At 58.4% G+C, this 23922-nt stretch carries 24 protein-coding genes; 10 read left to right on the top strand and 14 right to left on the bottom strand.

Features of this window, described 5'->3' with window-relative positions:
- Positions 1 to 213 precede the first annotated feature (213 nt).
- From ACR0M2_RS08650 to ACR0M2_RS08620, 7 genes are all read left to right on the top strand, one after another.
- On the top strand, positions 214 to 669 hold the full coding sequence (locus tag ACR0M2_RS08650; RefSeq protein WP_254428615.1) for a class I SAM-dependent methyltransferase: 456 nt from the start codon (positions 214 to 216) through the stop codon (positions 667 to 669).
- Between the two features lie 16 nt (positions 670 to 685).
- Positions 686 to 1315 carry a glutathione S-transferase family protein gene (locus ACR0M2_RS08645; protein WP_480704635.1) on the top strand — a complete coding sequence of 210 codons (630 nt, stop codon included), beginning with the start codon at positions 686 to 688 and terminating at the stop codon, positions 1313 to 1315.
- Positions 1316 to 1425: 110 nt separating this feature from the next.
- Positions 1426 to 3828: a GcvT family protein gene (locus tag ACR0M2_RS08640; RefSeq protein ID WP_480704633.1), complete on the top strand. Its 2403-nt coding sequence runs from the start codon at positions 1426 to 1428 to the stop codon at positions 3826 to 3828.
- Positions 3828 to 5381 carry a trimethylamine methyltransferase family protein gene (locus ACR0M2_RS08635; protein ID WP_480704631.1) on the top strand — a complete coding sequence of 518 codons (1554 nt, stop codon included), beginning with the start codon at positions 3828 to 3830 and terminating at the stop codon, positions 5379 to 5381. Before ACR0M2_RS08640 ends, ACR0M2_RS08635 begins: the two co-directional genes overlap by 1 nt.
- Positions 5382 to 6056 (top strand): TetR/AcrR family transcriptional regulator, encoded by a 675-nt coding sequence (locus ACR0M2_RS08630; protein ID WP_170378925.1) that lies wholly within the window; start codon positions 5382 to 5384, stop codon positions 6054 to 6056.
- Positions 6053 to 7357, top strand: coding sequence for an NAD(P)/FAD-dependent oxidoreductase (locus ACR0M2_RS08625; protein WP_480704629.1), 1305 nt, complete (start codon positions 6053 to 6055; stop codon positions 7355 to 7357). Before ACR0M2_RS08630 ends, ACR0M2_RS08625 begins: the two co-directional genes overlap by 4 nt.
- Before the next feature lie 52 nt (positions 7358 to 7409).
- Positions 7410 to 8141: a hypothetical protein gene (locus ACR0M2_RS08620; protein ID WP_170362466.1), complete on the top strand. Its 732-nt coding sequence runs from the start codon at positions 7410 to 7412 to the stop codon at positions 8139 to 8141.
- A 13-nt stretch (positions 8142 to 8154) separates the two neighbouring features.
- On the opposite strand, the gene ACR0M2_RS08615 is transcribed toward ACR0M2_RS08620, so the two are convergent.
- A complete protein-coding gene (locus ACR0M2_RS08615; RefSeq protein WP_413247483.1) occupies positions 8155 to 8514 on the bottom strand; it encodes a DUF3307 domain-containing protein in 360 nt (119 codons plus the stop codon).
- 244 nt (positions 8515 to 8758) lie between these two features.
- Here ACR0M2_RS08615 and ACR0M2_RS08610 point away from each other — a divergent pair, with 244 nt between their 5' ends.
- Entirely contained in the window at positions 8759 to 11755 is a 2997-nt protein-coding gene (locus ACR0M2_RS08610; RefSeq protein ID WP_480704951.1) for an ABC transporter transmembrane domain-containing protein, read from the top strand.
- On the opposite strand, the gene ACR0M2_RS08605 is transcribed toward ACR0M2_RS08610, so the two are convergent.
- The 9 genes from ACR0M2_RS08605 to ACR0M2_RS08565 form a co-directional block, all read right to left on the bottom strand.
- Positions 11752 to 12039 (bottom strand): ArsR/SmtB family transcription factor, encoded by a 288-nt coding sequence (locus ACR0M2_RS08605; RefSeq protein ID WP_480704949.1) that lies wholly within the window; start codon positions 12037 to 12039, stop codon positions 11752 to 11754. The genes ACR0M2_RS08610 and ACR0M2_RS08605 overlap by 4 nt on opposite strands.
- A 113-nt stretch (positions 12040 to 12152) precedes the next feature.
- Positions 12153 to 13385: a mandelate racemase/muconate lactonizing enzyme family protein gene (locus ACR0M2_RS08600; RefSeq protein WP_480704628.1), complete on the bottom strand. Its 1233-nt coding sequence runs from the start codon at positions 13383 to 13385 to the stop codon at positions 12153 to 12155.
- 24 nt (positions 13386 to 13409) lie between these two features.
- Positions 13410 to 14504 carry a Zn-dependent alcohol dehydrogenase gene (locus tag ACR0M2_RS08595; RefSeq protein ID WP_170351788.1) on the bottom strand — a complete coding sequence of 365 codons (1095 nt, stop codon included), beginning with the start codon at positions 14502 to 14504 and terminating at the stop codon, positions 13410 to 13412.
- A gap of 81 nt (positions 14505 to 14585) precedes the next feature.
- Positions 14586 to 15785, bottom strand: a complete 1200-nt coding sequence (locus ACR0M2_RS08590; RefSeq protein WP_480704626.1) for a TCR/Tet family MFS transporter — start codon at positions 15783 to 15785, stop codon at positions 14586 to 14588.
- Between the two features lie 71 nt (positions 15786 to 15856).
- On the bottom strand, positions 15857 to 16579 hold the full coding sequence (locus ACR0M2_RS08585) for an alpha/beta fold hydrolase (protein ID WP_480704624.1): 723 nt from the start codon (positions 16577 to 16579) through the stop codon (positions 15857 to 15859).
- A gap of 12 nt (positions 16580 to 16591) precedes the next feature.
- The gene (gene pcaD / locus ACR0M2_RS08580) at positions 16592 to 17380 is read right to left on the bottom strand and encodes a 3-oxoadipate enol-lactonase (protein WP_480704623.1); all 789 of its coding nucleotides are present in this window, start codon (positions 17378 to 17380) and stop codon (positions 16592 to 16594) included.
- Between the two features lie 59 nt (positions 17381 to 17439).
- Positions 17440 to 18414, bottom strand: coding sequence for a threonine ammonia-lyase (locus ACR0M2_RS08575; protein ID WP_480704621.1), 975 nt, complete (start codon positions 18412 to 18414; stop codon positions 17440 to 17442).
- A complete protein-coding gene (locus ACR0M2_RS08570; RefSeq protein ID WP_480704619.1) occupies positions 18411 to 19238 on the bottom strand; it encodes an alpha/beta fold hydrolase in 828 nt (275 codons plus the stop codon). Before ACR0M2_RS08570 ends, ACR0M2_RS08575 begins: the two co-directional genes overlap by 4 nt.
- The gene (locus ACR0M2_RS08565; protein ID WP_480704617.1) at positions 19238 to 19924 is read right to left on the bottom strand and encodes a haloacid dehalogenase type II; all 687 of its coding nucleotides are present in this window, start codon (positions 19922 to 19924) and stop codon (positions 19238 to 19240) included. The genes ACR0M2_RS08570 and ACR0M2_RS08565 overlap by 1 nt, the downstream gene beginning before the upstream one ends.
- Positions 19925 to 20051: 127 nt before the next feature.
- Between ACR0M2_RS08565 and ACR0M2_RS08560 the strand changes: the two genes are divergently transcribed.
- Entirely contained in the window at positions 20052 to 20480 is a 429-nt protein-coding gene (locus ACR0M2_RS08560) for an FKBP-type peptidyl-prolyl cis-trans isomerase (protein ID WP_170351781.1), read from the top strand.
- Positions 20481 to 20503: 23 nt separating this feature from the next.
- On the opposite strand, the gene ACR0M2_RS08555 is transcribed toward ACR0M2_RS08560, so the two are convergent.
- The 4 genes from ACR0M2_RS08555 to fabA are packed head-to-tail and all read right to left on the bottom strand — an operon-like array spanning position 20504 to position 23316.
- Positions 20504 to 20689 carry a hypothetical protein gene (locus ACR0M2_RS08555; protein ID WP_170351780.1) on the bottom strand — a complete coding sequence of 62 codons (186 nt, stop codon included), beginning with the start codon at positions 20687 to 20689 and terminating at the stop codon, positions 20504 to 20506.
- 59 nt (positions 20690 to 20748) lie between these two features.
- Entirely contained in the window at positions 20749 to 21540 is a 792-nt protein-coding gene (locus ACR0M2_RS08550; RefSeq protein WP_170378949.1) for an enoyl-ACP reductase FabI, read from the bottom strand.
- A gap of 5 nt (positions 21541 to 21545) precedes the next feature.
- Positions 21546 to 22775, bottom strand: a complete 1230-nt coding sequence (gene fabB / locus ACR0M2_RS08545) for a beta-ketoacyl-ACP synthase I (RefSeq protein ID WP_170351778.1) — start codon at positions 22773 to 22775, stop codon at positions 21546 to 21548.
- A 31-nt stretch (positions 22776 to 22806) separates the two neighbouring features.
- Positions 22807 to 23316 (bottom strand): bifunctional 3-hydroxydecanoyl-ACP dehydratase/trans-2-decenoyl-ACP isomerase, encoded by a 510-nt coding sequence (gene fabA, locus ACR0M2_RS08540; RefSeq protein WP_058283235.1) that lies wholly within the window; start codon positions 23314 to 23316, stop codon positions 22807 to 22809.
- Between the two features lie 188 nt (positions 23317 to 23504).
- On the opposite strand from fabA, the gene irrA reads away from it, so the two are divergent.
- Positions 23505 to 23921, top strand: a complete 417-nt coding sequence (gene irrA / locus ACR0M2_RS08535; RefSeq protein WP_170351777.1) for an iron response transcriptional regulator IrrA — start codon at positions 23505 to 23507, stop codon at positions 23919 to 23921.
- Position 23922 lies beyond the last annotated feature (1 nt).

The following is a 23922-nucleotide window of genomic DNA, read 5'->3' as shown; positions in this document are numbered from 1 at the left end:
GACGTAGTCTCGCGCGGTTGGGGCGGGGTAGTCAAACCCGTTCTTGGGGTGAAATGTCGCGGAAACGTGAAACTGACACCAATTTGTCTACACAAAGTCTTGAGGATTTGCGATCACGGGCCATGTCGACCCCATCTGGCAAATCGACTGATATCAAGGAGAGATTTCCCCGTGCCCGACGATCAAAGCCGACTCGATCTGTTCATTGACCGCATGGTGTCGCAACGCGCCTGTCTGGATTTTGCCATTGCCGAATCGCGTGGCATGGCGGGGCCGGTCTTTGAATTGGGTTTGGGCAATGGGCGGACCTATCATCACATGGCGCAATATGTGAAAGACCGCCCCGTGTACGTGTTTGAACGCGCGGTGGCGTCCCACCCCGATTCAACGCCCCCCGAGGATCGGGTGATTCTGGGCGATGTGCGCGAAACGCTGCCCGCCGCGCTGACGCGTTTCGGTGCCACTGCAAGCCTGATCCACGCGGACCTTGGCGGGCATAACCGAGAAAAGAACGACGCCTTTGCCAGATTTGTTTCACCGTTGATCCAACCTCTGCTCGCAGAAGGTGGTTTGATGGTCTCCAGTGATCGGATGTATTTCGACGAACTGACTGAATTGCCTTTGCCGCCCGGTGCGGTTCAGGGCCGGTGCTTCGTCTATCGCCGCTGAGACACAGGAGCATCCCATGCTGTTCTACGATTGCAAGACCGCCCCGAACCCACGCCGGGCTCGTATGTTCATCGCGGAAAAAGGGTTGGAGGTCGAAACCCGCGAGGTCTCGATCGGCAAAGGCGAACAGCTGAGCGATGCGTTCAAAGCGATCAACCCGAACGCGACCCTTCCTGTGCTGATCACGGATGAGGGCACAGCACTGACCGAGAACCTTGGCATCGCGGCCTATCTCGAGGCCCGATTTCCCGAGCCGCCTTTGATGGGGCGCACCTCGGATGAAAAAGGGCTGGTTTTGATGTGGAACAGTATCGTTGAACAGCAAGGCGGGGCGCCCATTGGCGAAACTTTACGCAACACGCATCCCGCCTTTGCCGACAGGGCGATTCCCGGTCCGGTGAATCACGCTCAGATTCCTGAACTGGCGCAACGAGGTGCCGCGCGGGTTGGATATTTTTTCGATCTGTTGGAATGGCGATTGGCGGAAAGTCCCTATATCGCCGGGTCTGAGTTTACGCTGGCTGACATCTCAACATTTGTCTTTGTTGACTTTGCCCGAGTGATCAAGACGCGAATACCGCAGGAAAATTCGGCAACGCTGACTTGGTTCGAAAAGGTCAGCACACGGCCCAGCGCGCAGCTTTAAACCAGAGAAATTCGCCCAACAATCTGGTGCGATTAGGACTGTACAGAAATGTCTAGACAGAAGTGAACAGTGGGTCTAGCGTTCTGCCCAAGCCATGTTGGGAGGGCAGGATGAAATCTCAGTACCGTGTTGTGGTTATCGGGGGCGGCGTTGTGGGCGCCTCGGTTCTGTATCACCTGGCCAAGTTCGGCTGGTCGGATGTGGTGATGCTGGAACGGCGGCGGTTGGCATCGGGATCTTCCTGGCACGCTGCCGGAGGGGTTCATGCGTTGAACGCTGACCCAAATATGGCCTCGCTACAGGCGTATACCATCGATCTGCTTAGTGAGATTGAAAAGGAATCGGGTCAGAATATCGGTATGCACATGACCGGTGGCCTGACGTTGGCTGGAACGCCCGAACGGTGGGAGTGGCTACAGGCGAACTACCGTATTTTTCAGTCTATCGGCATTGAGGATTGCGAGTTGCTGTCTCCGGAAGAGGCGCAGCGCCGTTGCCCGATCATGTCCACCGACGGCGTGCTGGGTGCTATGTGGGCGGACCGCGAGGGCTATATCGACACGACCGGCACGGTGCAGGCTTATGCAACGGCGGCCAGAAAACGTGGTGCCGAGTATTACGAGGAAACCAAGGTTGAGGAGCTGATCCAAACCGCGGATGGTTGGCAGGTGGTGACCGACAAGGGCACGATCACTTGCGAACATGTGGTCAATGCGGCTGGGCTTTGGGCCAAACAGGTGGGCCGCATGGCTGGCATCGAACTGCCGGTCTCGCCGCTGAAACACCACTATCTGATTACCGACACGGTGCCCGAAGTGGCGCAGGCGGATTTCGAGATGCCGATGACCGTCGACCTCGAAGGCTTCACCTATATGCGGCAGGATCAGAAGGGCGTCCTTGTTGGTATCTACGAGGTTGATCATGAACACTGGGCCATGGACGGCGCACCGTGGAATTACGGCGAAGAGCTGTTCCAAGAACAGCTGGATCGGATTGAAAACGAACTGACGCTGGGCTTTGAGCGATACCCCTCGATTCAGAACGTGGGGATCAAGACATGGGTAAACGGGGCGTTTACTTTCTCGCCAGATGGTAACCCGCTGGTCGGTCCAGTCCCGGGCAAGCGCGGTTATTGGTCGGCCTGCGCGGTGATGGCTGGGTTCTTGCAGGGCGGCGGCGTTGGCAAAACATTGGCCGAGTGGATGATCCATGGCGAGCCTGAGGCGGATGCATGGCCGATGGACGTGGCGCGGTATGGTGATTTCGCGCAGAACAAACGTTATATCCGCGAAACCACCGGGCAGTTCTATTCCCGCCGTTTCGTAATGACCTACCCGAATGAGCAACTGCCCGCGGGCCGTCCGCTGAAGATGGCGCCCGCCCATGACGCAATGACAGAGGCCGGCTGCAAGTGGGGTGTTAGCTGGGATCTGGAAGTGCCGCTGTATTTCGCGCCGAAAGGGTTTGAGGAAACACCGACGCTCAAACGCTCAAACGCTCACGACATCGTGGCCGAGGAATGCAAGGTGATCCGCGAAGGCGTCGGCCTGTTGGATATCTCAGGCTTTTCGCGGTTCGAGGTCAGCGGCCCCAATGCTGAGGTTTGGCTCGATAAGGTTATGGCATCGAAACTCCCCGCGCCGGGCCGTGCCAAATTGGCCCCGATGCTGGGCGAGGACGGGCGGCTCAAAGGGGATCTGACCGTTCTTAACTGGGGCGACGACACCTGGTGGATTATGGGCAGCTATTATCTGCGCGCCTGGCACATGCGCTGGTTCGACGATCACATGATCGACGGCGTCAATATCCGTGATCTGGGTGAAGAGTATTGTGGTTTCGCTGTGGTAGGGCCGAAATCGCAGGCAGTGGTCGAGAAACTGGCGGAACAGGATATCTCGGGTCTTGGGTTCATGGGCTGCGATGAATTTGATATCGGCCTCGTTCGCGCCCGCGTCGCGCGTATGTCGGTGACAGGCGAAAAAGGCTATGAGATCAACTGCCGTTATGGCGATCATATTGCGCTGCGCCGGATGCTGCTTGAGGCCGGGGCGGACGAAGGTATTCGCGAATGCGGCTTCAACGCGATGCTGTCGACGCGGCTGGAAAAAAGCTTTGGTATCTGGTCGGCGGAGTTCACCCAGGCCTACACGCCGGGGATGACAGGAATGGATCGCTGGATCGACTGGGATAAGGATTTCGTCGGCAAAGACGCCGCATTGGCCGAGCGTGACGGAAACGGCCCGGCGCAAGTGCAAGTAACGCTGGAAATAGACGCGCTGGACGCTGACGCCAGCGGGTACGAGCCGATCTGGTCGGGCGAAGACCGAGTGGGTTTCGTAACTTCGGGCGGCTATGGGCACTGTACCGGAAAATCTCTGGCTATGGCTCTGGTCGAACGTAACAAGGCCGAACCGGGTACCGAGTTGACGGTTCATGTGGTTGGTGTTGAACGCCCCGCGTGTGTGATCGCAACGTCCCCATACGATCCGAACGGTAAGGCGATGAGGGGCTGATGGTGATCTCGCAAACATCCGAGCGCGGCAGGCGGCGTCGTGGACGCGGTGCAGACGCCGTGCCTGTGCCAAGCCGCGATGTAAATTACCGCCAGCTGCGGAACCCGTTCCCGGTGATGGAGGTGTTCCCGGCGGATCAGATCGCCGATATGCACGAAACCGCCCTGCGGACGCTTCAGGAGCTGGGGATTAAGGTTCTGCTGCCTGAGGCGCGCCGAATATTCGACAAGGCAGGCGCACGGGTAGAGGAAGACAGTGAAATGGTCTTCATCGGTCGAGAGATCGTTGAGGCCGCCATAACGTCAGCCCCCAAGTCCATCAATTGCCGTGCTGGCGCGCGCCGTCGTGATTTCACGCTGGAACTGGGCAGTCTTGTGTTTCAACCAGGGGCAGGGGCTCCGAATGCCACCGATCTGGAAAAGGGTCGTCGCCCCGCGACGGGGCAGGACTATCTGGATTTTTTGAAACTTACGCACCACTTTGATGTGTTCCAGATGATTTCGCCGCAGGTCGAACCACAGGACGTGCCGACCCACCTGCGCCACTATTTCACCACGCAGGCGCAGATGGAGCTGACTGACAAGTTCCCGTTCTTCTACTCTCGCGGAACGCCGCAGGTGATGGATTGTTTTGAGATGCTGACCACAGCGCGTGGCCTGCCGGACGATGAATTCCGCGCCACCCCGCACAGCTATACGATCATCAATACCAACAGTCCGCGGACGTTGGATATCCCCATGGCGCAAGGTCTAATCGACTTTGCCCGCCACGGTCAGATGTCGATTGTCACGCCGTTCACGCTAATGGGGGCGATGGCACCCATTACTGTGGCCGGGGCGATTACGCTGTCTCATGCCGAGGCTTTGGCAGCGGTTACCCTGACCCAACTAACCAATCCCGGCGCGCCGGTGTGTTATGGGACCTTCACCAGCAACGTGGACATGAAATCGGGGGCTCCAGCGTTTGGGACGCCTTCGCATTTCCAGGCGTCTCTGGCGGCGGGGCAGTTGGCGCGGCACCTGGGCCTTCCGTGGCGGTCCGCCGCCGGGTCGGCTTCGAATGTAAACGACGTTCAGGCCGCGAATGAAAATCAGTTTGGCCTTTGGGGGTGTCTGATGGCCGGGGCCACGGTGATCATCCATTCGGCCGGGTGGCTTGAGGGTGGATTGACGGTCTCGTTCGAAAAGATGATCTGTGATGCCGAAGTGCTGAACATGGTGGCCGAGCTGTGTGCTGGCGCACAAGCGGGCACGGCCGAGATCGGTTATGACACCGCCCTGCGTGAGGTTGAACCCAGCGGGCATTTCTTTGCCTCCAGCCAGACGATGGAGCGCTACAATACCGAATTCTACGAGCCCCATGTGCATGACTATGCCAATTTCGGCACCTGGACCGAGCGCGGATCAATCGACGCCAATCACCGTGCAACGGACGTTTGGAAGACCATCCTGAACGATTTCAAAGCCCCTGCCGGGGACAGCGACAGGTTGGGTGCCTTGCAGGACTTCATCGCACGCCGTACGGCTGAGGGCGGCGCACCGCCGGAGAGTTGAATGAATACAAAACCGATCCTGCATAGGGACGATCCTAAGGCCGAACCGCTGGTCGGCAACATCAAGGTCACGCGCGACGATTGGCTGAACGTGGCGATGGATGTGCTGATCTCGGACGGGGTGGACCAGATCAAGGTTCTGAACCTGGCCGAGCGGATGGCCGTGTCGCGATCATCTTTCTATTGGTATTTCAAGTCCCGGCAGGAATTGCTGGACGCACTGCTAGCCCGCTGGCAGGCAACCAATACAGCGGCGCTGGTTGCGCAGGCCGAAGCACCCGCCGAAACCATCACCGCCGCCGTCTGCAATGTACATCGCTGCGTAGTGAACACGGGTCTTTTCGACACTGCGTTGGATTTCGCCGTACGTGACTGGGCGCGTAAGTCGGGCAAGGTGCGACGAGCCCTGGATCAATCGGACGCGCGGCGGCTTGAGGCGTTGCACGCCATGTTTGCGCGGTATGGGTATCCCGAGATCGAGGCCGAAACCCGCGCGCGCGTGTTGTACTACATGCAAATCGGGTACGATCTGGCGCAGTTGAACGAGCCGATGGAAACGCGGCTGTCGCTGGTGTCGCATTACCTTTACGTCTTCACCGGGGTCGAACCCAGGCCCGAAGAAGTCGAAGAATTCAGCGCCTATTCAAAGCGCTATTGGGAGGGAGCAACAGAATGAGTCAACCAGACGCAATTATCATTGGCACGGGTGTCATCGGCGCGGCCATCGCGTTCGAGATGGCCAAGGCCGGGTGGAAAACTCTGTCGTTGGACCGCAATGCTCAGGTCGGTCACGGCTCGACCGCCGGGTCCTGCGCGATCATTCGGATGCATTATTCGACCTTTGATGGCACGGCCTTTGCGTGGGAAGGCTATCACTATTGGCGCGACTGGGCCGAATATCTGGGCCTGCCAGCAGATGCCAATCTGGCGCAGTTTCGTGAAACCGGATGTCTGGTGATGAAGACCGAAGCCAACGGGATGCTGGAAAAGCACATGAAAAACAGTGCGGATCTGGATTGCCCGTTCGAAGATTGGTCGCCTGAAAAAATCACGGAGCGTCTGCCGGTTTATTCATTGGACAGCTTCACCCCGCCTAAACGCATGGAGAACCCGGAATTTGGCCAACCGAACGGGCGCAAGATGCAGGGCGGCGTGTTCTGGCCGCAGGCTGGATATGTTACCGATCCGGCCTTGTCGGCGCAGAACCTGATGGATGCCGCCAAACAGCATGGGTCAGAAGTGCGCACCGGGGCCGAGGTGGTCGAAATTCTGACGGAAGGTGGTCGCGTGACCGGGGTCAAACTGGCCTCGGGCGAGGAAATCCGCGCCAAGGTCGTGGTAAATGTCGCTGGACCGGGATCAGCGATTATCAACAAGATGGCTGGCGTATTGGATGACATGACCATCGAAACCCGCCCTCTGCGACAGGAAGTGGTTCACGTCCCCGCGCCCGAGGGATTCGATTTCGAAAATGACGGTACTATTGTGTCGGACAGCGATATCGCGTGTTACTGCCGCCCTGAACATGGCAATCATATCCTCGTGGGTTCAGAAGATCCCGAATGCGATCCGCATCAGTGGTGCGAGGATGACGTGCACTACAATCACGACTTCACCGACCAGTGGACCACACAGGCGATGCGCTATGCCCAGCGGGTGCCCAGCCTTGGCATCCCGTCCAAAACCCGTGGGGTGGTTGATCTGTATGATGCGTCGACCGATTGGATTCCGATCTATGACAAATCCAGCCTGCCGGGGTTTTACATGGCCTGCGGCACCAGTGGAAACCAGTACAAAAACGCGCCGATCGCAGGAAAGATGATGACGGCCCTGATCGACTATTGCGAGGGTGGGGCGGATCACGATGCGCAGCCACTGCAGTTCGAACTGCCCTATATCAAGCGGATGATCGATGTTGGGTTCTACTCGCGTAAACGTCCGATCAACGAAGAAAGCAGTTTTTCGGTTCTGGGCTAGCCTGCCTGCAAAACTGCTCTAGTCTTTCCAAGAACCGTTTGTGGGGTCCTGGATGACTGAACCATCGAACCGAGTTCTGATACTGGGCAGCGCGCCCGGCGCCTTGGCCGCGCAAGGCTGGGCGCGCGATCCCTTTACCCATATTGTCGCGATCAATAACGCCTGGCGCATCCGGCCAGATTGGGACATTCTGATCCACCCCGAAGATTTCCCGATAACAAACCATCCAACTGGACTTGCCCCGCATCAGCGGATCATCACGGCGCAGGACTATGTACCGGCGCAAAATGGGTTTGGTGGGTTTGTCTACGCTGGCGGAACGATGGCGTTTACCGCGGGCTATTGGGTCTTGGCGGCGCTAAGGCCTGCGGTGCTGGCCTTTTTCGGCTGTGACATGATCTACCCGGATACCGGGAAGACGCATTTCTACGGAACCGGTCAGGCTGATCCTTTGCGTACGGATATCACTTTGCGGTCGCTCGAGGCTAAATCGGCGCGCCTGGCGCTGTTTGGTGCAGATCAGGGATGCCAGGTCGTCAGGCTGTCAAAAGGGGAGAGCCGCCTGCTGTTTCCGTCCGTCGAAATCGGTGATCTTGTAAGAGACGACTTACCCGAAACCGACGCGATGCAGACCATTATCCAATCGGAAAATGAGCTGGGGTATCACGTGCCCTCGGGGCGGTATTGGGAAGTTGCGGACAGGTTCGACACTAGCAAGCTTGATGCGTTGGACCAGCAATGGCTGGCAGCCTATCGCGCGTCAGCCCTGATAGATTTCGCCTGAAACGGCCAACAGATCAGGTGGCGAATTTCGCCCAGGCCCAGACCATCGCGATATAAGTCAGGTTGTGCATCAACTGGTCCAGACCCGCAGCGCGCCAAAAAGCAGCCTGTGTTGGCATCAGTTTTTTCTTGTCAGAATAACTGGCTTTGGCAAAATCGATGTTGAAATGTATGAACCATTCCAGGGCGGCAATTATAAGAATAAAAGCCCAAGGCGCACCGAACAGCACAAAGACAATAACGGATCCGATAACATGTACGCCGGCATGTTGCGCGCGACCCCAGTGAAGATACTCACCACGACCCGATAGCATTTTGGGTGTCTGAAGGTAGAAATCCGCGAACATATGTTTGATCTGCAACAAGCAGAGCATCAACAACACTGCGCCCAAGCTGGCGGTCAAATTGTTTCTCCCGATATCGTCCTAAAGCGAACTCTAGGGGCTAAACTGGTGCGGCGCAAATAAACTAGATCACACATGGCGAATTTATGTGCAAACTGGAAACTATTTGCGTCAGTGGTCACGAATGCTGTAAATTCAGCGTGTTGGATGCGCCGCAATTTCTTTCAGATCGGATCGGTGATTCAAAACAGGGGCAGGATCCATAGAACGTTCGATTTTCCGGTTTATTTGGAAGTACTCAAAACGCGATCAGCTAATTCTGCTGGCCGTGACGTCTACGCTGTTCCCGCTGCTGTATCTGACACTGGAATTGCCCAAGCGCATTATCAACGATGCCATTGGTGCAGCCAGCCCGATTGTGGATGTTCTGGGGTATCAGGTACCGCAAACCACATTCCTGATTATTCTGTGCGGCGCGTTCCTACTGGCGGTGCTGGCGCATGGCCTGATGAAGATGCGTATCAACACCATGAAGGGTGTGCTGAGCGAACGGATGCTGCGCCGCTTCCGGTATCAGCTGATCAACCGCGCCCTGCGTTTCCCCCAACCGTATTTCGAGCGGGTCAGCCAGGGCGAAATGGTGTCGATGATCACCGCCGAAAGCGAACCTATGGGTGGGCTTATGGGCGATGCGATCAGCCAGCCGGTTCTGCAGGCGGGACAGATGATCACGATCCTGTCGTTCCTGTTCCTGCAAAGCGTCTGGTTCGGGCTGGCCGCTGTGGCCTTGATACCGCTGCAGGCGTGGCTGATTCCCAAGCTGCAGCGTCAGATCAACTTACTGAACAAGAAACGCATTCAAGAAGTCCGCGTTTTGGCCGCGCAAATTGGCGAGAATGCCGCCGGGGCTTCGACCCTGCGGGCCAATGGCGGCTGGCGTTATCGCCGGGCGATGATATCGGAACAGTTGGGACGGCTGTTCGGCATCCGGTTCGAGATCTACCAGAAAAAGTTCTTTATGAAGTTCATCAACAACTTCATCTCGCAGCTGACGCCGTTCATGTTCTATTTGATTGGCGGCCTTCTGGTATTGCAGGGCTCAGTCTCATTGGGGGCGCTCGTGGCGGCGTTGGCGGCGTATAAGGACCTGAGCTCGCCCTGGAAAGAGCTGCTGACCTACTACAACCAGACGCAGGACATGTCGCTGCGTTGGGACGTGGTGATCGAACGTTTTGCCCCGCCGGGAATGCCCGATGAAAAGCTGTTCGAAGGCGAGCCCGAAACGCGACCACATCTGAATGGGGATATCGCGCTGGATCGGGTCTCGGTTCGGGATATGGATGGCAATCAGGTTTTGGATGATCTGAACCTTACCTTTAAAGGCGGACAAACTGTTGGGATTGCGGCCCCCAGCGAAGAGGACCGGCGCGCCGTTGCTGAGTTGCTGACGCGGGAAATCCTGCCCAGCGCGGGTCGGGTCGAGATTGGTGGCGAAAACCTGTCGAACCTGCACCAGAGTGTGGTGGCCGCGCGCATCGGCTACGCTTCGTCACGCCCGGTCATGTTTCAGGGGACGTTGGGCGACAATGTGATGATGCCGATGCGTCAGAGGCCGCTGACAACGCAGTCCGACGACCCTGATTTTGCTGAGACACAGCGGGCAGGCAACAGCGCCGATCCGTATGATGCCGAGTGGCTTGACCCGTCTCAGGCCGGGTTGGACAGCCCCGACGCGCTGCGCGATTGGTGGTTGCACCTGATTGACGGCATGGGGTCGGGGGCGGCTTTGTTCCAGCGTGGATCAGAGCAAGTGTTTGATCCGATTGAACACCCGGAATTGGCCAGCAAATTGGTCGAGCTGCGCCCCTTGGTCCAGCAGGCGGTGCAAAAGGCTGGGCTGGAACAACAAGCTTTGGTGTTTTATCGCGACACCTACAACCCGGCCTTGCCGGTGGTGGAAAACCTGCTGTTTGCCACGCCGCGTGTGCCGGTCACGCAGGAATTGCTGGCGCGTCAAACCGTCTTTTTGGGACAACTGCGCGAGTTGGGGTTGGACGAAACACTGGTTGGTCTGACCCGCGATGTGATCGAGATGCTGCGTCAGATCTTTGGTCTGGACGGCACCGACCACCCGCTGTTCCGCAAGCTGGGACTTGAAGCGCAAACCTATGAGGCCGCGCTGGAACTGGTCGAGCGGACCAGGAATGAGGGCGTATCCGGTCTGGATGACGAACAACTGGCCAATCTGCTGGCGGTGCCATTCGTGATTTCGGCGGAACAGATTGGGCCTGCCTTTACCGATGAGTTAAAGAACCGAATCCTCGAACTACGTCACAGCCATTCCGAGAAATTGCTGGGGCGGTTGCATGACGTTTTCGTCTCGCTGGACAAAACGGCATTTGCGCCGGGTCTGACCGTTATGGAAAACGCCCTGTTCGGCAAAGTCAGTCAGATCGGGGGCGGTCGTTCGGACGAGGCGCGTAAGCTGATTGTCGATGTGCTGGACGAAAACGGCGCGCGCCCGCTGGTGGTCGAACTGATTTATGACGTCCCGGTCGCAATCGGTGGTCAGAACTTGCCCGCCGTTTTTGCCGAACCACTGGCCTTTACCCGCGCGACGATCAAAAAGCCGGACATCCTGATCCTGGAAAACGCGCTCGCCAGCTATGACATGGCGACACAAGTTGCTGTTTACAAAAACCTGCGTCAGTTGCTGCCCGACACGACAGTCATCTATCTGAACGACCAGTTCGAAAATCCGGATGTATTCGACATGTTTGTCGAAATCCGGCAAGGTCGTGTGGTCTCGGACGGAGGGTATGATGCCGTGGAAGAGGATAGCGCCGCCTCAGCCGATCTGGCGCGCAAGCTGCGCGCATTGGAACAGACGCCGCTGTTTTCCGGTCTTGACCGCAGGCAGTTGCGCCTGCTGGCCTTTGGTGCGCGCTGGTTCGATGCCAAGCCGGGCGAGGTTGTGTTTCTGAAAGATGACCAACCCACCGATGGGGCCTATGTGGTGCTTGAAGGCGAGGCCGGGCTGTACCTGCCGCAGATGGAAGGCCCGGATCAACTGATCACAAAAGTGGGGCCGGGGGCACTGGTGGGGGAACTGGGGCTGATCCGCAAGGAGCCCCGCGCCCTGAGTATGATTGCCGAGACGGAACTGTCCTGCTTGCGGATCGGGGAAGAGGAATTCCTGGCGGTGGTCGAAAACGATGCCGCTACCGCATTCAAGCTAATGCAGGTGATCGCTGGGTACGTTTCGAACTAGATCCTGGGCTTACAGAACAATTCGTAAAGCAGCCCGATGACCTGCGCGGTGTTGCCGTCCTGCAGCGAGTAATAGATGGTCTTGCCGTCTCTTCGCGTGGACACCAGCCGTTCCTGCCGCAACCGGGCCAGCATCTGGCTGACGGCGGCCTGCCGGATTTGCAGCAGGTCCTCTAACTCACCCACTGATTTTTCGCCGTCGCCCAGATGGCACAGGATCATGAGCCGGCCTTCATGGGCCAGTGTTTTCAGAAACGCCGCAGCCCGCGCGGCGCTTTCTTTCATGTCCGCGGGGTTTTCAGAATGTGCGCCTTCGGTGTCTTGGGCTTTGGGGGTCACACGCAGCCTGTTTGTTCGCAATATGGTTGGACCAATATGCCCTGAAACCGGTTTGGTTGTCACCCCTCGGTCGCTGGCGCACCCCCTTGAAAGGCGTTGCCGTTGACATAGTCGCAAGGTTCTTCCTGCATTTGCAAATGTAGCCCGTCGCCGGTGTAGGGATGCGCACGGGCCAGGTCCTCGTCCACCTCGATCCCAAGGCCGGGTGTGGTTGGGGCGGTCACGAAACCATCATCGACACGCAAAGTGCCTTTGATCAGCTGATCGTGGAAAGGCGTTTCGATGGTTTCCAGCAGCAACAGATTTGGGATCGACGCGGCCAGATGGATATTTGCGGCCCACTCGATTGGTCCGGCATATAGATGCGGTGCCATTTGGGCATTGAACACCTCGGCCATGGCGGCGACCTTCTTCATCTCCCATATGCCACCAGCGCGGCCAAGGGCGGGTTGCAGGATTTCGGCAGCCCCGGCACGAAGTACCGCGCCAAATTCGGCCTTGGTGGTCATACGTTCTCCGGTTGCGACAGGGATGCGGACGTTGCTGGCGACGCGGGCCATATCCTCGATCATGTCGGGGGGGGTGGGTTCTTCGAACCACAGCGGAGAGTAGGGCTCCAACGCTTGACCCAACCGGATTGCGCCTGCGGTGTTGAACTGACCATGGGTGCCGAACAACAGGTCGGCCCTGTCCCCCACGGCCTCGCGGATCGCTTTGCAGAACGCGACCGACATTGAGATATCGGACATCGCAGGCATATGCCCGCCGCGGATCGTGTAAGGGCCTGCCGGGTCGAATTTTACCGCGGTGAATCCCCGCCGTACCATCTCGGCCGCGCACTCACCGGCCTGATCGGGTGAAGTCCAGAAATCGGACAGATCATGTTGCGGCAGGGGGTAAAGGTAGGTGTAGGCCCGGATGCGCTGGTTCATCACCCCACCCAGTAAGGCATAGACCGGGCGGTTACGATCCTTGCCCAGAATGTCCCAACAGGCAATTTCAAGCCCCGAAAACGCGCCCATGACAGTCAGATCGGGACGCTGAGTAAAGCCGCTGGAATAGGCACGGCGGAACATCAACTCGATGTTTTCGGGATTTTCGCCCAGCATATGCCGTTCGAACACGTCCCGGATCACGTGCTGCATCGCGTCGGGACCGACGGATGAAGCATAACATTCCCCCCAGCCGGTGATCCCGGTATCTGTCGTCACTTTGACTAAAATCCAGTACCGTCCACCCCAGCCCGGCGCAGGTGGGGCGGTAACGATGATGTCGAGGTCCTGCAGTTTCATCCGGTGTCCTCCCCTTGGATGGCGTCAGCCCCTGTCGAACAGGATCACGTTGCGCTTGGCGGATCCGGTTTTGGTGTCTTCGATTGCCTCGTTGATCTGATCCAGGGACCACCGGCCCGAGATCAGCTCGTCCAGTTTCAGCCTCCCCTGTTCATACAGGTCGATCATCCACGGGATATCGCGCTGAATGACCACGTCGCCCATTTTCGAACCCACCATGCCCTGACCCAGCGCGGCCAGAACCACTGGTTCATAGCTGGACATATCGCCCGAATGCGGCATGCCGATCATGATCGCCCGGCCGCCCCGACCCAAATAACGCGGGGCCTGATCATAGGCCGGAATTGCACCGACGGTGATCAGAACCGCATCCGCGCCGCGCCCACCCAGTGCCTTGAAGGCGGCTTTCCACGGTTGATCCTGACTGGCCAGCACGCCATGCGTCGCGCCAAATTCCATGGCGATGTCCAGCTTTTCCTCGGTCATGTCGACGGCCACAATCCGACGGGCCCCAGCGATACGGGCCCCCTGAATGGCGTTTAACCCGACACCACCCGCGCCGATGACCACCACGTCCTGACCTGGGCGTAGCTTCGCGGCATTCACCGCCGCACCGACCCCGGTGATCACGCCGCAGGACAGGAGGCTGGCCACGTCTTTCGGCATCTCGGCCGGGAGTTTCACGATTTGCCGGTGGCTGACGACAACCTTTTCGGCAAAGGCACCGCAAGCCATAGCCTGATCTAAGGGACCTCCGTCCACTGTCTGCAACGGTCCTTTGACGGTGTCGTAAGGCGTTTCGCAGATGGTTGGCTGGCCGCCTGCGCAAGACGGGCAGGACCCGCAGGCGCGGATTAGGGTAACAACTACTGGGTCGCCAACCTTAAAACCCCCGGCCTCGTCGCCAATCGCGGTGATCACTCCGGCGGCTTCGTGGCCATAGACGGCAGGCAAATGCCCACCCCATGCCCCGCTAGCAAAGGTGATATCGGAATGGCAGATCGCCACGGCCTCAAGTGTCACTTCGACCTCGCCCGCGCCCGGCGGTGCCAGCAAGACGTCTTCGATGACCAGAGGTTCGTCAAACGCCCGGCAGACGGCGGCTTTGATGGTTTGCATGTGGTCCCTCACTCCCTTTTGATCACGGTGGCGCGGGAAACTGCATGTCGCAAGACGGAAACCGTCATCCAGGCGTCGTTGTTACGCCACGACAGGGCGCGATCGCAAAAATAAGACAAATCCGACGACCATCAGAACCAGGGCCAGCAGGAATGGCGCGCCGGGCAGGTAGATCGCCGCGTCAGGATGGGCAAAATGAGCGAACACGCTAGTCATCACCAGTGGCGAAATCACCATCGACAGCGCGTGCAGCGAGGTCAGCACACCCTGCAACTCACCTTGTTGCGAATCCGGGGTTGCGCGGGATGTCAGGGCCTGCAGGGCAGGGGTCACCACCGCACCGACTGCGGTAATCGGGATCAGCATCAGAGCGATGAAGCCATTGGTCAGGAAAGCCAGCAGCAGAAAGCTGACCACTTCGAAAGCCATACCGTAGATGATCGTTACCCTCTCACCCAGGTACCGGGTCGCGGGGCGGATCAGGCCACCTTGTACAGCGGCCATGCCGATCCCGTACACGCCCAGTGACAGACCGATCATTTGAGGTGACCAGCCAAAGCGCTCGGTTGTGAAATAGGCCCAGATTGCGGGGTAAACGTAGATGGACACCGAGTAGAGGAAATAGACCCACAGCATCGGGCGGATGCCGGGTAAGGATGCGATGGCACGCAAAGAATTGACCGGATTGGCGCGGCGCAGGCTGAAGGCCCGGCGGGTTTTGTCGGTCACCGTTTCCGGCATGACCAGAAGGCCCGCCAGAAAAGTCAACGCGGACAAGGCGGCTGCCGCCCAAAAAGGCGCGCGGGTTCCGTATTCGCTCAGTAACCCACCGATAACTGGGCCCAGCACAAACCCCACCCCGAAGGCGGCACCCAGCAGGCCAAAATTCGCCGCCTTTTCGTGCGGTTTCGAGACATCCGCCATGAACGCCGCCGCCGTGGCATGGGTGGCCGCGGTGATGCCACCCACGATGCGCCCGACCAACAGCAACCAGATGCTGCCGGCAATCGCCATCACCACATAGTCCAGCGACATGACGAACAAGGACACCAACAGCACAGTGCGCCGGCCATAGGCGTCGGATAGGTTGCCCAGAATTGGCCCAAATACAAATTGCATCGCGGCAAAGGCGGTGCTGAGCACACCGCCCCAGATCGCTGCGTCGGCCAAAGTGCCGCCCTGAACCTCGATGATCAGCTCTGGCATGATGGGCAACACCAGACCGATGCCCATGGCGTCGATCATCACCGTGCCGAGTACGAAGAGAAAAGGTAGACGCATAGAAACCGCTCGCGAGATTCGCCCGGACCCTATCACGCTTCGTTCACCTGTGAAGCACCTGTAACGTCAGGTCATGCCGCCGGTAATTTTTGTTCCAGATCGTCCAGAATTTCGGACAGAAGGCGGGGATGAGAGAAGAACGGAGAATGCGAGCTGTTGATTGTTGTCCGCAAATCTTCGGGCGCGACGTGGCTCATTTGTTCTTCGTATTCCCTTGGGATCGTATGGTCGTCCGTCGCGGTGATGTAAGCCTTGGGGACGCGCGCGAAATTATCTGCAACGGACAGCGGGGTTTCCTGCGGTGCGATGGGCTGAGGGCACATGCGCGCAAGGGCATAGGGTACGGTTTCAGGTGCGCAATCGTGATAAAACAAATCTTGCACCATGTCTGGCCTGAACGTGTAGGACAGGCAATCGGTGGATTTTTCGACGGCATCAACGACCAGTTGGCGCGGGGCCCTTTTGCGCATCTCAATCATCGAAAGGCCGTCTTGCGGAACATATGCGCACAGATAGATCAGGGCCCGCATTGCGTTCGGGGCCGCCTCGGCGGCGGCGCTGATGGGATAGCCGCCCCAGGAATGGCCAACGAGGATCGTTTTCTGAGTCGAAGCCGAAAGAACTGCATCTCGGCAACTGTCCAGCGTGACATCGGCAATCGGTGTCGGGTCCGAGCCGTGGCTGGGCAAGTCAATTGCGCGCGCCGTGTGACCCAGTGCCGTCAGGGCGGGAATGACATCACGCCAGCACCATGCGCCATGACACGATCCATGGATCAACAGAAAATCTGCCAAAACAGTGCTCCTTCAAATATGTCCAATATCGATCAGAAAATTACGCAGCAGGGCGGCGTATTCCGCCGGTTGTTCAACACAAGGCAGGTGACCGGCCCGGCGCATCAATTCGAATTTCGAGCCAGGGATAAGTTCAACGGTTTCGCGCACCAGATCCGGAGGGGTCGAGCCGTCCTCGCTGCCGGCAATGCCCAGCGTCGGCAGGCGCAAACCGCTGGTGGGGGTGTAGAAATCCGTGCCCGAAATCGCCGCGCAGCAACCCAGATAACCGTCAACGGGCTGTCGCACCATCATGTTGCGCCACAGCAAGTGTTTCGGCTCTGAGCAGAAATTTTTGGAAAACCACCGTTCCATCGTCGCATCGGCCAGCGCTTCGATACCGCCTTGGCGCACCGCATCCATACGGTCCTGCCAGATTGAAGGGATGCCGATCTTGGCGGCGGTGTTCGACAGGACCAGCGCGCGGATTTGATCCATACGCTTTACCGCCAATCCCTGCGCGATCAAACCGCCGATGGACAGGCCGACAAAGACGCAATCGCGAACGTCCAACAGATCCAGCAATGCCTCGGCATCGCGCACCAGCGCGCCCATGGAATACGGGGCAGGCGGTTGTGACGACAGGCCATGCCCGCGCTTGTCATAGCGAATGATCCGTAAACCGGCAGGCAGATGCGGCAGCATCGCGTCCCAAAGGCGCAGGTCGGTTCCTAGCGAGTTGGCAAAAACAATGGGCGCGCCGTTTGGATCACCATCGACGCGATAGTGCAGCTGCACTTCTCCAATATCTGCGATCTGCATGACACAATCCCCTGTCGTCATACTTTAAGGAATCAGGTTGACCCAAACATTGATCAATGTCAGGTCAGGAATTCCAGCGCTTTTCCAAAGACTTCCGGGTCCACATTGCCCCCCGAGGCCACGACGATCACCGCGTCGCCTTCGATTTTTTCCTTGCGGAAAAGGGCAGAAGCCAACGATACCGCGCCGCCCGGTTCTAGCACGATTTTCAAACGCAGAAAGGCCAGAGCCATCGCACGCATGGCTTCCTCTTCAGTGACCGATAGCCCCGGACCACACAAGCGGCTGAGAATTGGAAAGGTAATCTGTCCGGGCTGCGGCGTCAGGATCGCGTCACAGATATTGCCCGCAGTTTCAGCATTGGCCTGAATTTGACCGCTGGCCAATGAGCGTTTGACGTCGTCGAACCCTTCGGGCTCACAGGGGCGGGCGCGCAAACCGGGTGCGTGACCTTCCAACGCCAGAGCGATCCCTGAAGTCAGCCCGCCGCCACCGCAGCAGACCAAAACATCGCCTTGCTTAACGCCCATTTCGGCGGCCTGCCGAACAAGCTCCAGCCCGGTGGTGCCCTGACCGGCGATTACCTGCGGTTCATCATAAGGGCGGATCAGGGTCAGGCCGCGTTCGGTAGCCAGGGATTCGCCAATCTCCTCGCGGCTTTCGTTTGCGCGATCATACAGGACGACCTCACCCCCCAGCGCGCGGGTGTTGTCGATCTTCAACTGGGGCGCGTCCGAGGGCATGATGATCACTGACGAAATGCCGTGCCGTGTTGCCGCCAAAGCCACGCCTTGCGCGTGATTGCCCGAGGAATAGGCGATCACGCCGCGCTGTCGGTCCTGAGCGTTCAGCGCCGAGATCGCCGACCACGCGCCACGGAACTTGAAGCTGCCCGTATGTTGCAGGCATTCGGGCTTTACCAGCACCCGACGACCGGCCAGGTCATCCAGAAACGACGAGGTGAGCAGCGGTGTTTCCCGAATGTGACCACGCAGCCGATCGGCGGCGGCTTCGATCATCTCCAAAGTGCTCATACGGTATCCAATACCTTGCGCATAAGGGCTAAAGACTGCGGTTCGTCCAGAAACGGCACATGGCCGCGATCCGGTATTTCTGCCGAGATAAGATCGGGGTGACGTTTGTGCATCTCGACCAGCGTATCCTTGCCGAGAACATCCGAATTTGCGCCCCGAATGACACCTGTCGGAATATCGCGCAAGGCTTCGAAGAACATCCACAAATCCGGAATTTTGCCCGCAGCGGCTTGTTCCAGTAATGCAGTGCGCAAGGCCGGATCATAGCGCAACGTCAGGCCATCGTTGGTCAGTTCGTGTTGGATTTCCGCCTGCTGCCGCCACCGGTCCAGCGAAACCCCGGGGAATTTCTGTTCCATCACCTGCTGTAAGATTTTCGCGGCCTCGTCATAGGTTTTTGAAGTCGGCTGTTTGCCTACATAATCCATGATCTTGGCAATACCTACAGGGTCGAACACAGGGCCGACATCATTCAGAATCACCCCGGACAGCCGTTCGGGATGACTGACGGCCAGCGCCATGGCAATCAACCCACCGCGCGAAGTGCCTAAGACAACCGCACGGTCCAATCTGAGATGATCCAGCAGTTCGATCACATCAAGGGATTCGCGAACGATGTTATAGTTCATGTAGTCCGGGTCATGATCCGATTGCCCGCGCCCCCGGTAATCCATCGTGATCATCCGCACATCGGTGATATGTGGCGCCAGGAACGCGAAATCCTGGCTGTTGCGGGTCAGCCCAGCAAGGCACAGCACCGGAGTACCGGCACCGATGTCATCGAAGAAAAGGCGCCTGTCATCAGACGTGGTGAAAAAAGCCATTAAACTCCGGCCAGTTGAGGGATCGTTGTCAGGTCGGACAGAACATGTGCGGGCGTCCATGGCAAGCGATCCATTGGCCCATCTGCACGATTAACCCAGGCGGTTACGAACCCGTACCCGCTGGCCCCGGCGGCGTCCCACCCGTTCGAGCTGACAAAAAGTACCTCGTTACGGGCACAGTCGAAACGCTGCTGCACCAGATCGTAGACACTGGAATGAGGTTTGAAGACGCCAACACTTTCGACTGACAGCACGTCGTCCAGCACGCCGCCGATTCCTGCCGATTGCACCGCACCATCCAGCATGGGCGGCGACCCGTTGGACAGAATCGCGGTGTTCAGACCGCCCTCTTTCAGGGCGGTCAGCATCTGGGGCACTTCCGGATAGGCCTGCAATTCCCAATACAGGTCCAGCAGACGTTGGCGCAGGGTGGGATCGCCCTCAAGCCCGGTGGCGTCCAACGCCCAGTCCAGCCCGTCTTGCGTGACATCCCAGAAATCGGCATGGGCATCGGTGATCGCGCGCAGCCAAGTGTATTGCAACTGTTTCAGCCGCCAATGATTTGCCAATTCGGGCCATTTCTGTTGCAGCTTCTCGAACCCTGGCTCGGATGCGGCTTGCCGCGCGGCGGCGGCAACGTCGAACAGCGTGCCGTAGGCATCGAATACGCAAGTGGTGATCGGCATCAATTCCCCTCCCTCATTCGCGCGCAGGTTGGCACAAGTGATGCAGGCACAAAAGGGGGGAGGGTTTACAATAGCGCGTTACCCCCTAGGGTTGGCCGCTCAATTTCTTAACGGCCGGAGGCCACCTATGACCGAGATCAAACAAGGCGACACGGTTCGCATCCATTACAAGGGTACTTTGCTGGACGGAAACGTGTTCGACAGTTCCGAAGGGCGCGACCCGCTGGAATTTGTGGTTGGGTCCGGTCAAATCATTCCCGGTCTGGATACGGCCATGCCCGGTCTGACAGCGGGCGAAAAAAAACGAGTCGAGATTGCCTGCGTGGATGCCTATGGCCCGATCAATCCGGCGATGCGGCAGCAGATCCCCCGCGAAGGGATACCGGATGACATCCCGCTTGAGCCCGGCACTCAGCTACAGATGCAGACACCGGATGGGCAAGCGCTGCCTGTGACGGTGGTGGAGGTGGATGACGCAACCGTCACGCTGGACGCCAATCACCCGTTGGCCGGTCAGGATCTGATTTTTGATATCGAGGTTGTTTCAATCAACTGACAACTGTGGGCCAGCGTGTTGGATCAGCCTGAAATCAGGCTGGTCCAGGATGTGAGAGTGGTGCGGACTTCTGCCTGTGTGAAGAACACAAACAGCATCAGCAGCGTGGTCAGGGCCAGCAATGCGATCCGGCCGCGTTGCCCCAGAAAACCCGATTTGCGCCGGGATGCCCGTGTGGTGGTGGCGATGATTTGTTCTGCTTTGCTCATGCCGCTATCACTGCCCGGAAAAGATGGTTAAATCTTGGCGCGGACAGGGAAAGATCAGGTCACATGTGATCGGGTTGTGGCATGCCCAGAACGTGGAAGCCACCGTCCACCCGAATGATCTCGCCCGAGGTGCAAGACCCCGCGTCCGAAGTCAGGTAAACTGCAGTGCCACCGACGGCTTCGAGCGTTGCGTTCGCGCGCATCGGTGCGTTCTGATCGCAGAACTTGTAGGTCTTGCGCGCGCCGCCGATGGCCGCACCTGCCAGCGTTTTCATCGGGCCGGGCGAGATGGCGTTCACTCGGATGCCTTCGGGGCCCAGATCATTGGCCAGATAGCGTGTCGCCGATTCCAGTGCTGCCTTGGCCACGCCCATGACGTTGTAGTTTGGCACAACGCGGTTCGAACCCTGATAGGTCAGCGTCAGCAGTGAACCGCCATTGTCCTTCATCAACGGGTAAGCGCGGCGCGCAACCTCGATAAACGAATAGGCAGACACATCCATGGAGTGTTTGAAATTCGCCCGCGTGGTGTTGAGGAACCGGCCCGTCAGCTCGGATTTGTCCGAGTAGGCAATCGCGTGAACTACGAAGTCGATGCTAGGCCAGCGCGCGCCCAGCTCATCGAAAGCACGGTCCAAAGATTCGTCGTCGGTGACATCCGCATCCACCATGAAATCGCTGCCTAGGCTTTGCGCCAATGGCTCCAGCCGCTTACCGAACGCTTCGCCCTGATAGGTGAACGCCAGTTCTGCGCCGGCTTCGTGCATGGCCTTGGCAATGCCCCATGCAATCGAGCGGTCATTTGCCACGCCCATGATCAGGCCGCGTTTGCCCTTGAGAGTATCCGACATCGTATTCACCCGTTATACTTTGACAGAACCATGGACCCGTTGGTGCCACCAAAGCCGAAGCTGTTGGTCATCACGCTGTCCAAGCCTGCGTTTTCAACTACTTGAGTTGCAATTTCACCGGGCAGGATGCCTTCGGCAAGTGTGTCGACGTTGATCGACGGAGTAATGAAATCATGGTGCAGCATCAGCAGGCAGAACACCGCCTCAAGCGCGCCTGCGGCACCCTGTGCGTGGCCCGTCATCGACTTGGTTGATGAAATCGGGGGCACGTTGCCTTCGCCAAAGATACGGCGCACGGCCTCAACCTCACCCACGTCGCCGACCGGGGTCGAGGTGCCGTGGGCGTTGATGTATCCGACCTTGCGGCCTTCGGGCAGTGTCGACAGGGCGAGACGCATCGCGCGCTCGCCACCCTCACCAGACGGGGCTACCATGTCGTGGCCGTCCGAGGTCGCGGCATAGCCGGTCACTTCGGCATAAATCTTGGCGCCGCGGGCCAGCGCGTGCTCCAGATCCTCAAGCACGACGATGCCGCCGCCGCCCGAAATCACGAACCCGTCGCGATTCTGGTCGAACGCGCGCGAGGCTTTGTCGGGCGAGTCGTTGTATTTCGAGGACATCGCGCCCATCGCGTCGAACAGGCAGGATAGGGTCCAGTCTAGTTCTTCACCGCCGCCGGCGAACATAACGTCCTGTTTGCCCAGCATGATCTGTTCGGCCGCGTTGCCGATGCAATGCAGCGAGGTCGAACAGGCCGATGTGATCGAATAGTTGATGCCCTTAATCTTAAACGCGGTTGCCAAGTTCGCGGAAATCGTCGAGCACATACATTTCGGAACCGCAAAGGGGCCGATGCGCTTGGTTGCGCCGGTTTTCAGCACCGTCTGATGCGCGGTCAGCATGGCGCTGGTCGACGGGCCGCCCGATCCGGCGACAAGCCCGGTGCGTGGGTTTTGAACCTGATCCTCGGTCAGGCCTGAATCTGCAATTGCCTGGGTCATGGCTATATGGGCATAGGCCGCGCCGGGCCCCATGAAGCGCAGGGTGCGCTTGTCTACATGCTCGGATACATCAATATCCAGCGATCCGGCGATTTGGCTGCGAAAGCCATGTTCGACCATCTGCTCATTGGCCACGATGCCGGATTTACCGGCCTTGAGTGAGGCCAGAACCTCTTCGGCATTGTTCCCGATGGAAGAGACAACCCCCAGACCGGTGACAACTACTCGACGCATGTGCGTGCTCCTTATTTCAAGCCAGTCCGGCTTAGGCTTCGGACAGAACGACTTTCATATCTTTGACGTCGTAAATCATTTCGCCGTCCGCTTCGACGATACCATCTGCCACGCCCATCGTCAGGCGGCGAGTCTGGATCGCTTTCTTGAAATCAATCTTGTAGGTCAGCATTTTACGGTCCGGGCGCACCATGCCGGTCAGTTTGACCTCGCCCACGCCCACCGCCATGCCGCGCCCCTGCCAGCCACGCCAGCCCAGGTTGAAGCCGGTAAGCTGCCACAGACCGTCCAGCCCAAGACATCCGGGCATGATTGGGTTTCCAGGGAAGTGGCAGTCAAAGAACCACAGGTCCGGGGTAATATCGAATTCGGCCAGCACATGGCCTTTTCCGTGCGCACCGCCATCTTCCGAAATGTCGGTGATGCGGTCCATCATCAGCATCGGCGGAGCAGGTAGCTGCGCGTTACCGGGGCCGAATAACTCGCCACGGGCGCATTTCAGCAGATCGTCTTTGTCAAAGCTGCTCGGGAATTGGGCCATTCTGCCGCCTCTCCTGCCAGGGGTCCGTTTATCTAATCTGGCCTCACCTAGCACCCGTATGCAAGGTCCTGCAAGAGCGGTCGCCCACATCATGTTGTGTTCAGGGCATTCTTTGCGAATGAATTTCATTTGAAATTGCCTGGCCGGAACACTTATATATAGTTCAGAAAAGAACAGGTATCGGATTCATGACACCTCAGAGCCAAAACATAGCGACTTCCTGGTTGGTTGACGCAGGATTACGCCCGACGCGTCAGCGCGTTGCCTTGGCCGAATTGCTGGTGGGCGACGGTAAACATCGTCATGTCACAGCCGAAAGCCTGTTTGATGCGGCCAAGAAAAACGGCGATGCTGTTTCACTGGCGACCGTGTACAACACCCTGCGCGCGTTTTGCGACGCCGGGGTGCTGCAGGAAATCACGGTGGACGGGTCAAAAAGCTATTTCGACACCAACACCCATGATCACCCCCACTTTTTCTGGGAGGATGAAAGCCGCCTAAGCGATGCGCCCTCGGATCAACTGGTGATTCAGCGCTTACCCGAGGCACCCGAAGGGGTTGAAATCGCATCGGTCGACGTCGTGATCCGCCTGCGCAAAAAGTAAT

It is taken from the genome of Ruegeria sp. BE10 (assembly GCF_056538905.1).
The sequence above is the reverse complement of the archived record's forward strand: the minus strand, read 5'-3'. Positions and strand labels throughout refer to the sequence as shown.

Coding starts and splice junctions, on each gene's coding strand:
- fabA (WP_058283235.1), bottom strand. CDS start 23,316: ATGGCCCAATTCCCGAGCAGCTTTGACAAAGACGATCTGCTGAAATGC.
- ACR0M2_RS08550 (WP_170378949.1), bottom strand. CDS start 21,540: ATGTCGGATACTCTCAAGGGCAAACGCGGCCTGATCATGGGCGTGGCA.
- ACR0M2_RS08555 (WP_170351780.1), bottom strand. CDS start 20,689: ATGAGCAAAGCAGAACAAATCATCGCCACCACCACACGGGCATCCCGG.
- ACR0M2_RS08630 (WP_170378925.1), top strand. CDS start 5,382: ATGAATACAAAACCGATCCTGCATAGGGACGATCCTAAGGCCGAACCG.
- ACR0M2_RS08595 (WP_170351788.1), bottom strand. CDS start 14,504: ATGCAAACCATCAAAGCCGCCGTCTGCCGGGCGTTTGACGAACCTCTG.
- ACR0M2_RS08575 (WP_480704621.1), bottom strand. CDS start 18,414: ATGAGCACTTTGGAGATGATCGAAGCCGCCGCCGATCGGCTGCGTGGT.
- ACR0M2_RS08650 (WP_254428615.1), top strand. CDS start 214: ATGGTGTCGCAACGCGCCTGTCTGGATTTTGCCATTGCCGAATCGCGT.
- ACR0M2_RS08615 (WP_413247483.1), bottom strand. CDS start 8,514: ATGCTCTGCTTGTTGCAGATCAAACATATGTTCGCGGATTTCTACCTT.
- ACR0M2_RS08570 (WP_480704619.1), bottom strand. CDS start 19,238: ATGGCTTTTTTCACCACGTCTGATGACAGGCGCCTTTTCTTCGATGAC.
- fabB (WP_170351778.1), bottom strand. CDS start 22,775: ATGCGTCGAGTAGTTGTCACCGGTCTGGGGGTTGTCTCTTCCATCGGG.
- ACR0M2_RS08645 (WP_480704635.1), top strand. CDS start 686: ATGCTGTTCTACGATTGCAAGACCGCCCCGAACCCACGCCGGGCTCGT.
- ACR0M2_RS08620 (WP_170362466.1), top strand. CDS start 7,410: ATGACTGAACCATCGAACCGAGTTCTGATACTGGGCAGCGCGCCCGGC.
- ACR0M2_RS08560 (WP_170351781.1), top strand. CDS start 20,052: ATGACCGAGATCAAACAAGGCGACACGGTTCGCATCCATTACAAGGGT.
- ACR0M2_RS08590 (WP_480704626.1), bottom strand. CDS start 15,785: ATGCGTCTACCTTTTCTCTTCGTACTCGGCACGGTGATGATCGACGCC.
- ACR0M2_RS08605 (WP_480704949.1), bottom strand. CDS start 12,039: ATGAAAGAAAGCGCCGCGCGGGCTGCGGCGTTTCTGAAAACACTGGCC.
- ACR0M2_RS08635 (WP_480704631.1), top strand. CDS start 3,828: ATGGTGATCTCGCAAACATCCGAGCGCGGCAGGCGGCGTCGTGGACGC.
- pcaD (WP_480704623.1), bottom strand. CDS start 17,380: ATGCAGATCGCAGATATTGGAGAAGTGCAGCTGCACTATCGCGTCGAT.
- ACR0M2_RS08625 (WP_480704629.1), top strand. CDS start 6,053: ATGAGTCAACCAGACGCAATTATCATTGGCACGGGTGTCATCGGCGCG.
- ACR0M2_RS08640 (WP_480704633.1), top strand. CDS start 1,426: ATGAAATCTCAGTACCGTGTTGTGGTTATCGGGGGCGGCGTTGTGGGC.
- ACR0M2_RS08565 (WP_480704617.1), bottom strand. CDS start 19,924: ATGCCGATCACCACTTGCGTATTCGATGCCTACGGCACGCTGTTCGAC.
- ACR0M2_RS08600 (WP_480704628.1), bottom strand. CDS start 13,385: ATGAAACTGCAGGACCTCGACATCATCGTTACCGCCCCACCTGCGCCG.
- irrA (WP_170351777.1), top strand. CDS start 23,505: ATGACACCTCAGAGCCAAAACATAGCGACTTCCTGGTTGGTTGACGCA.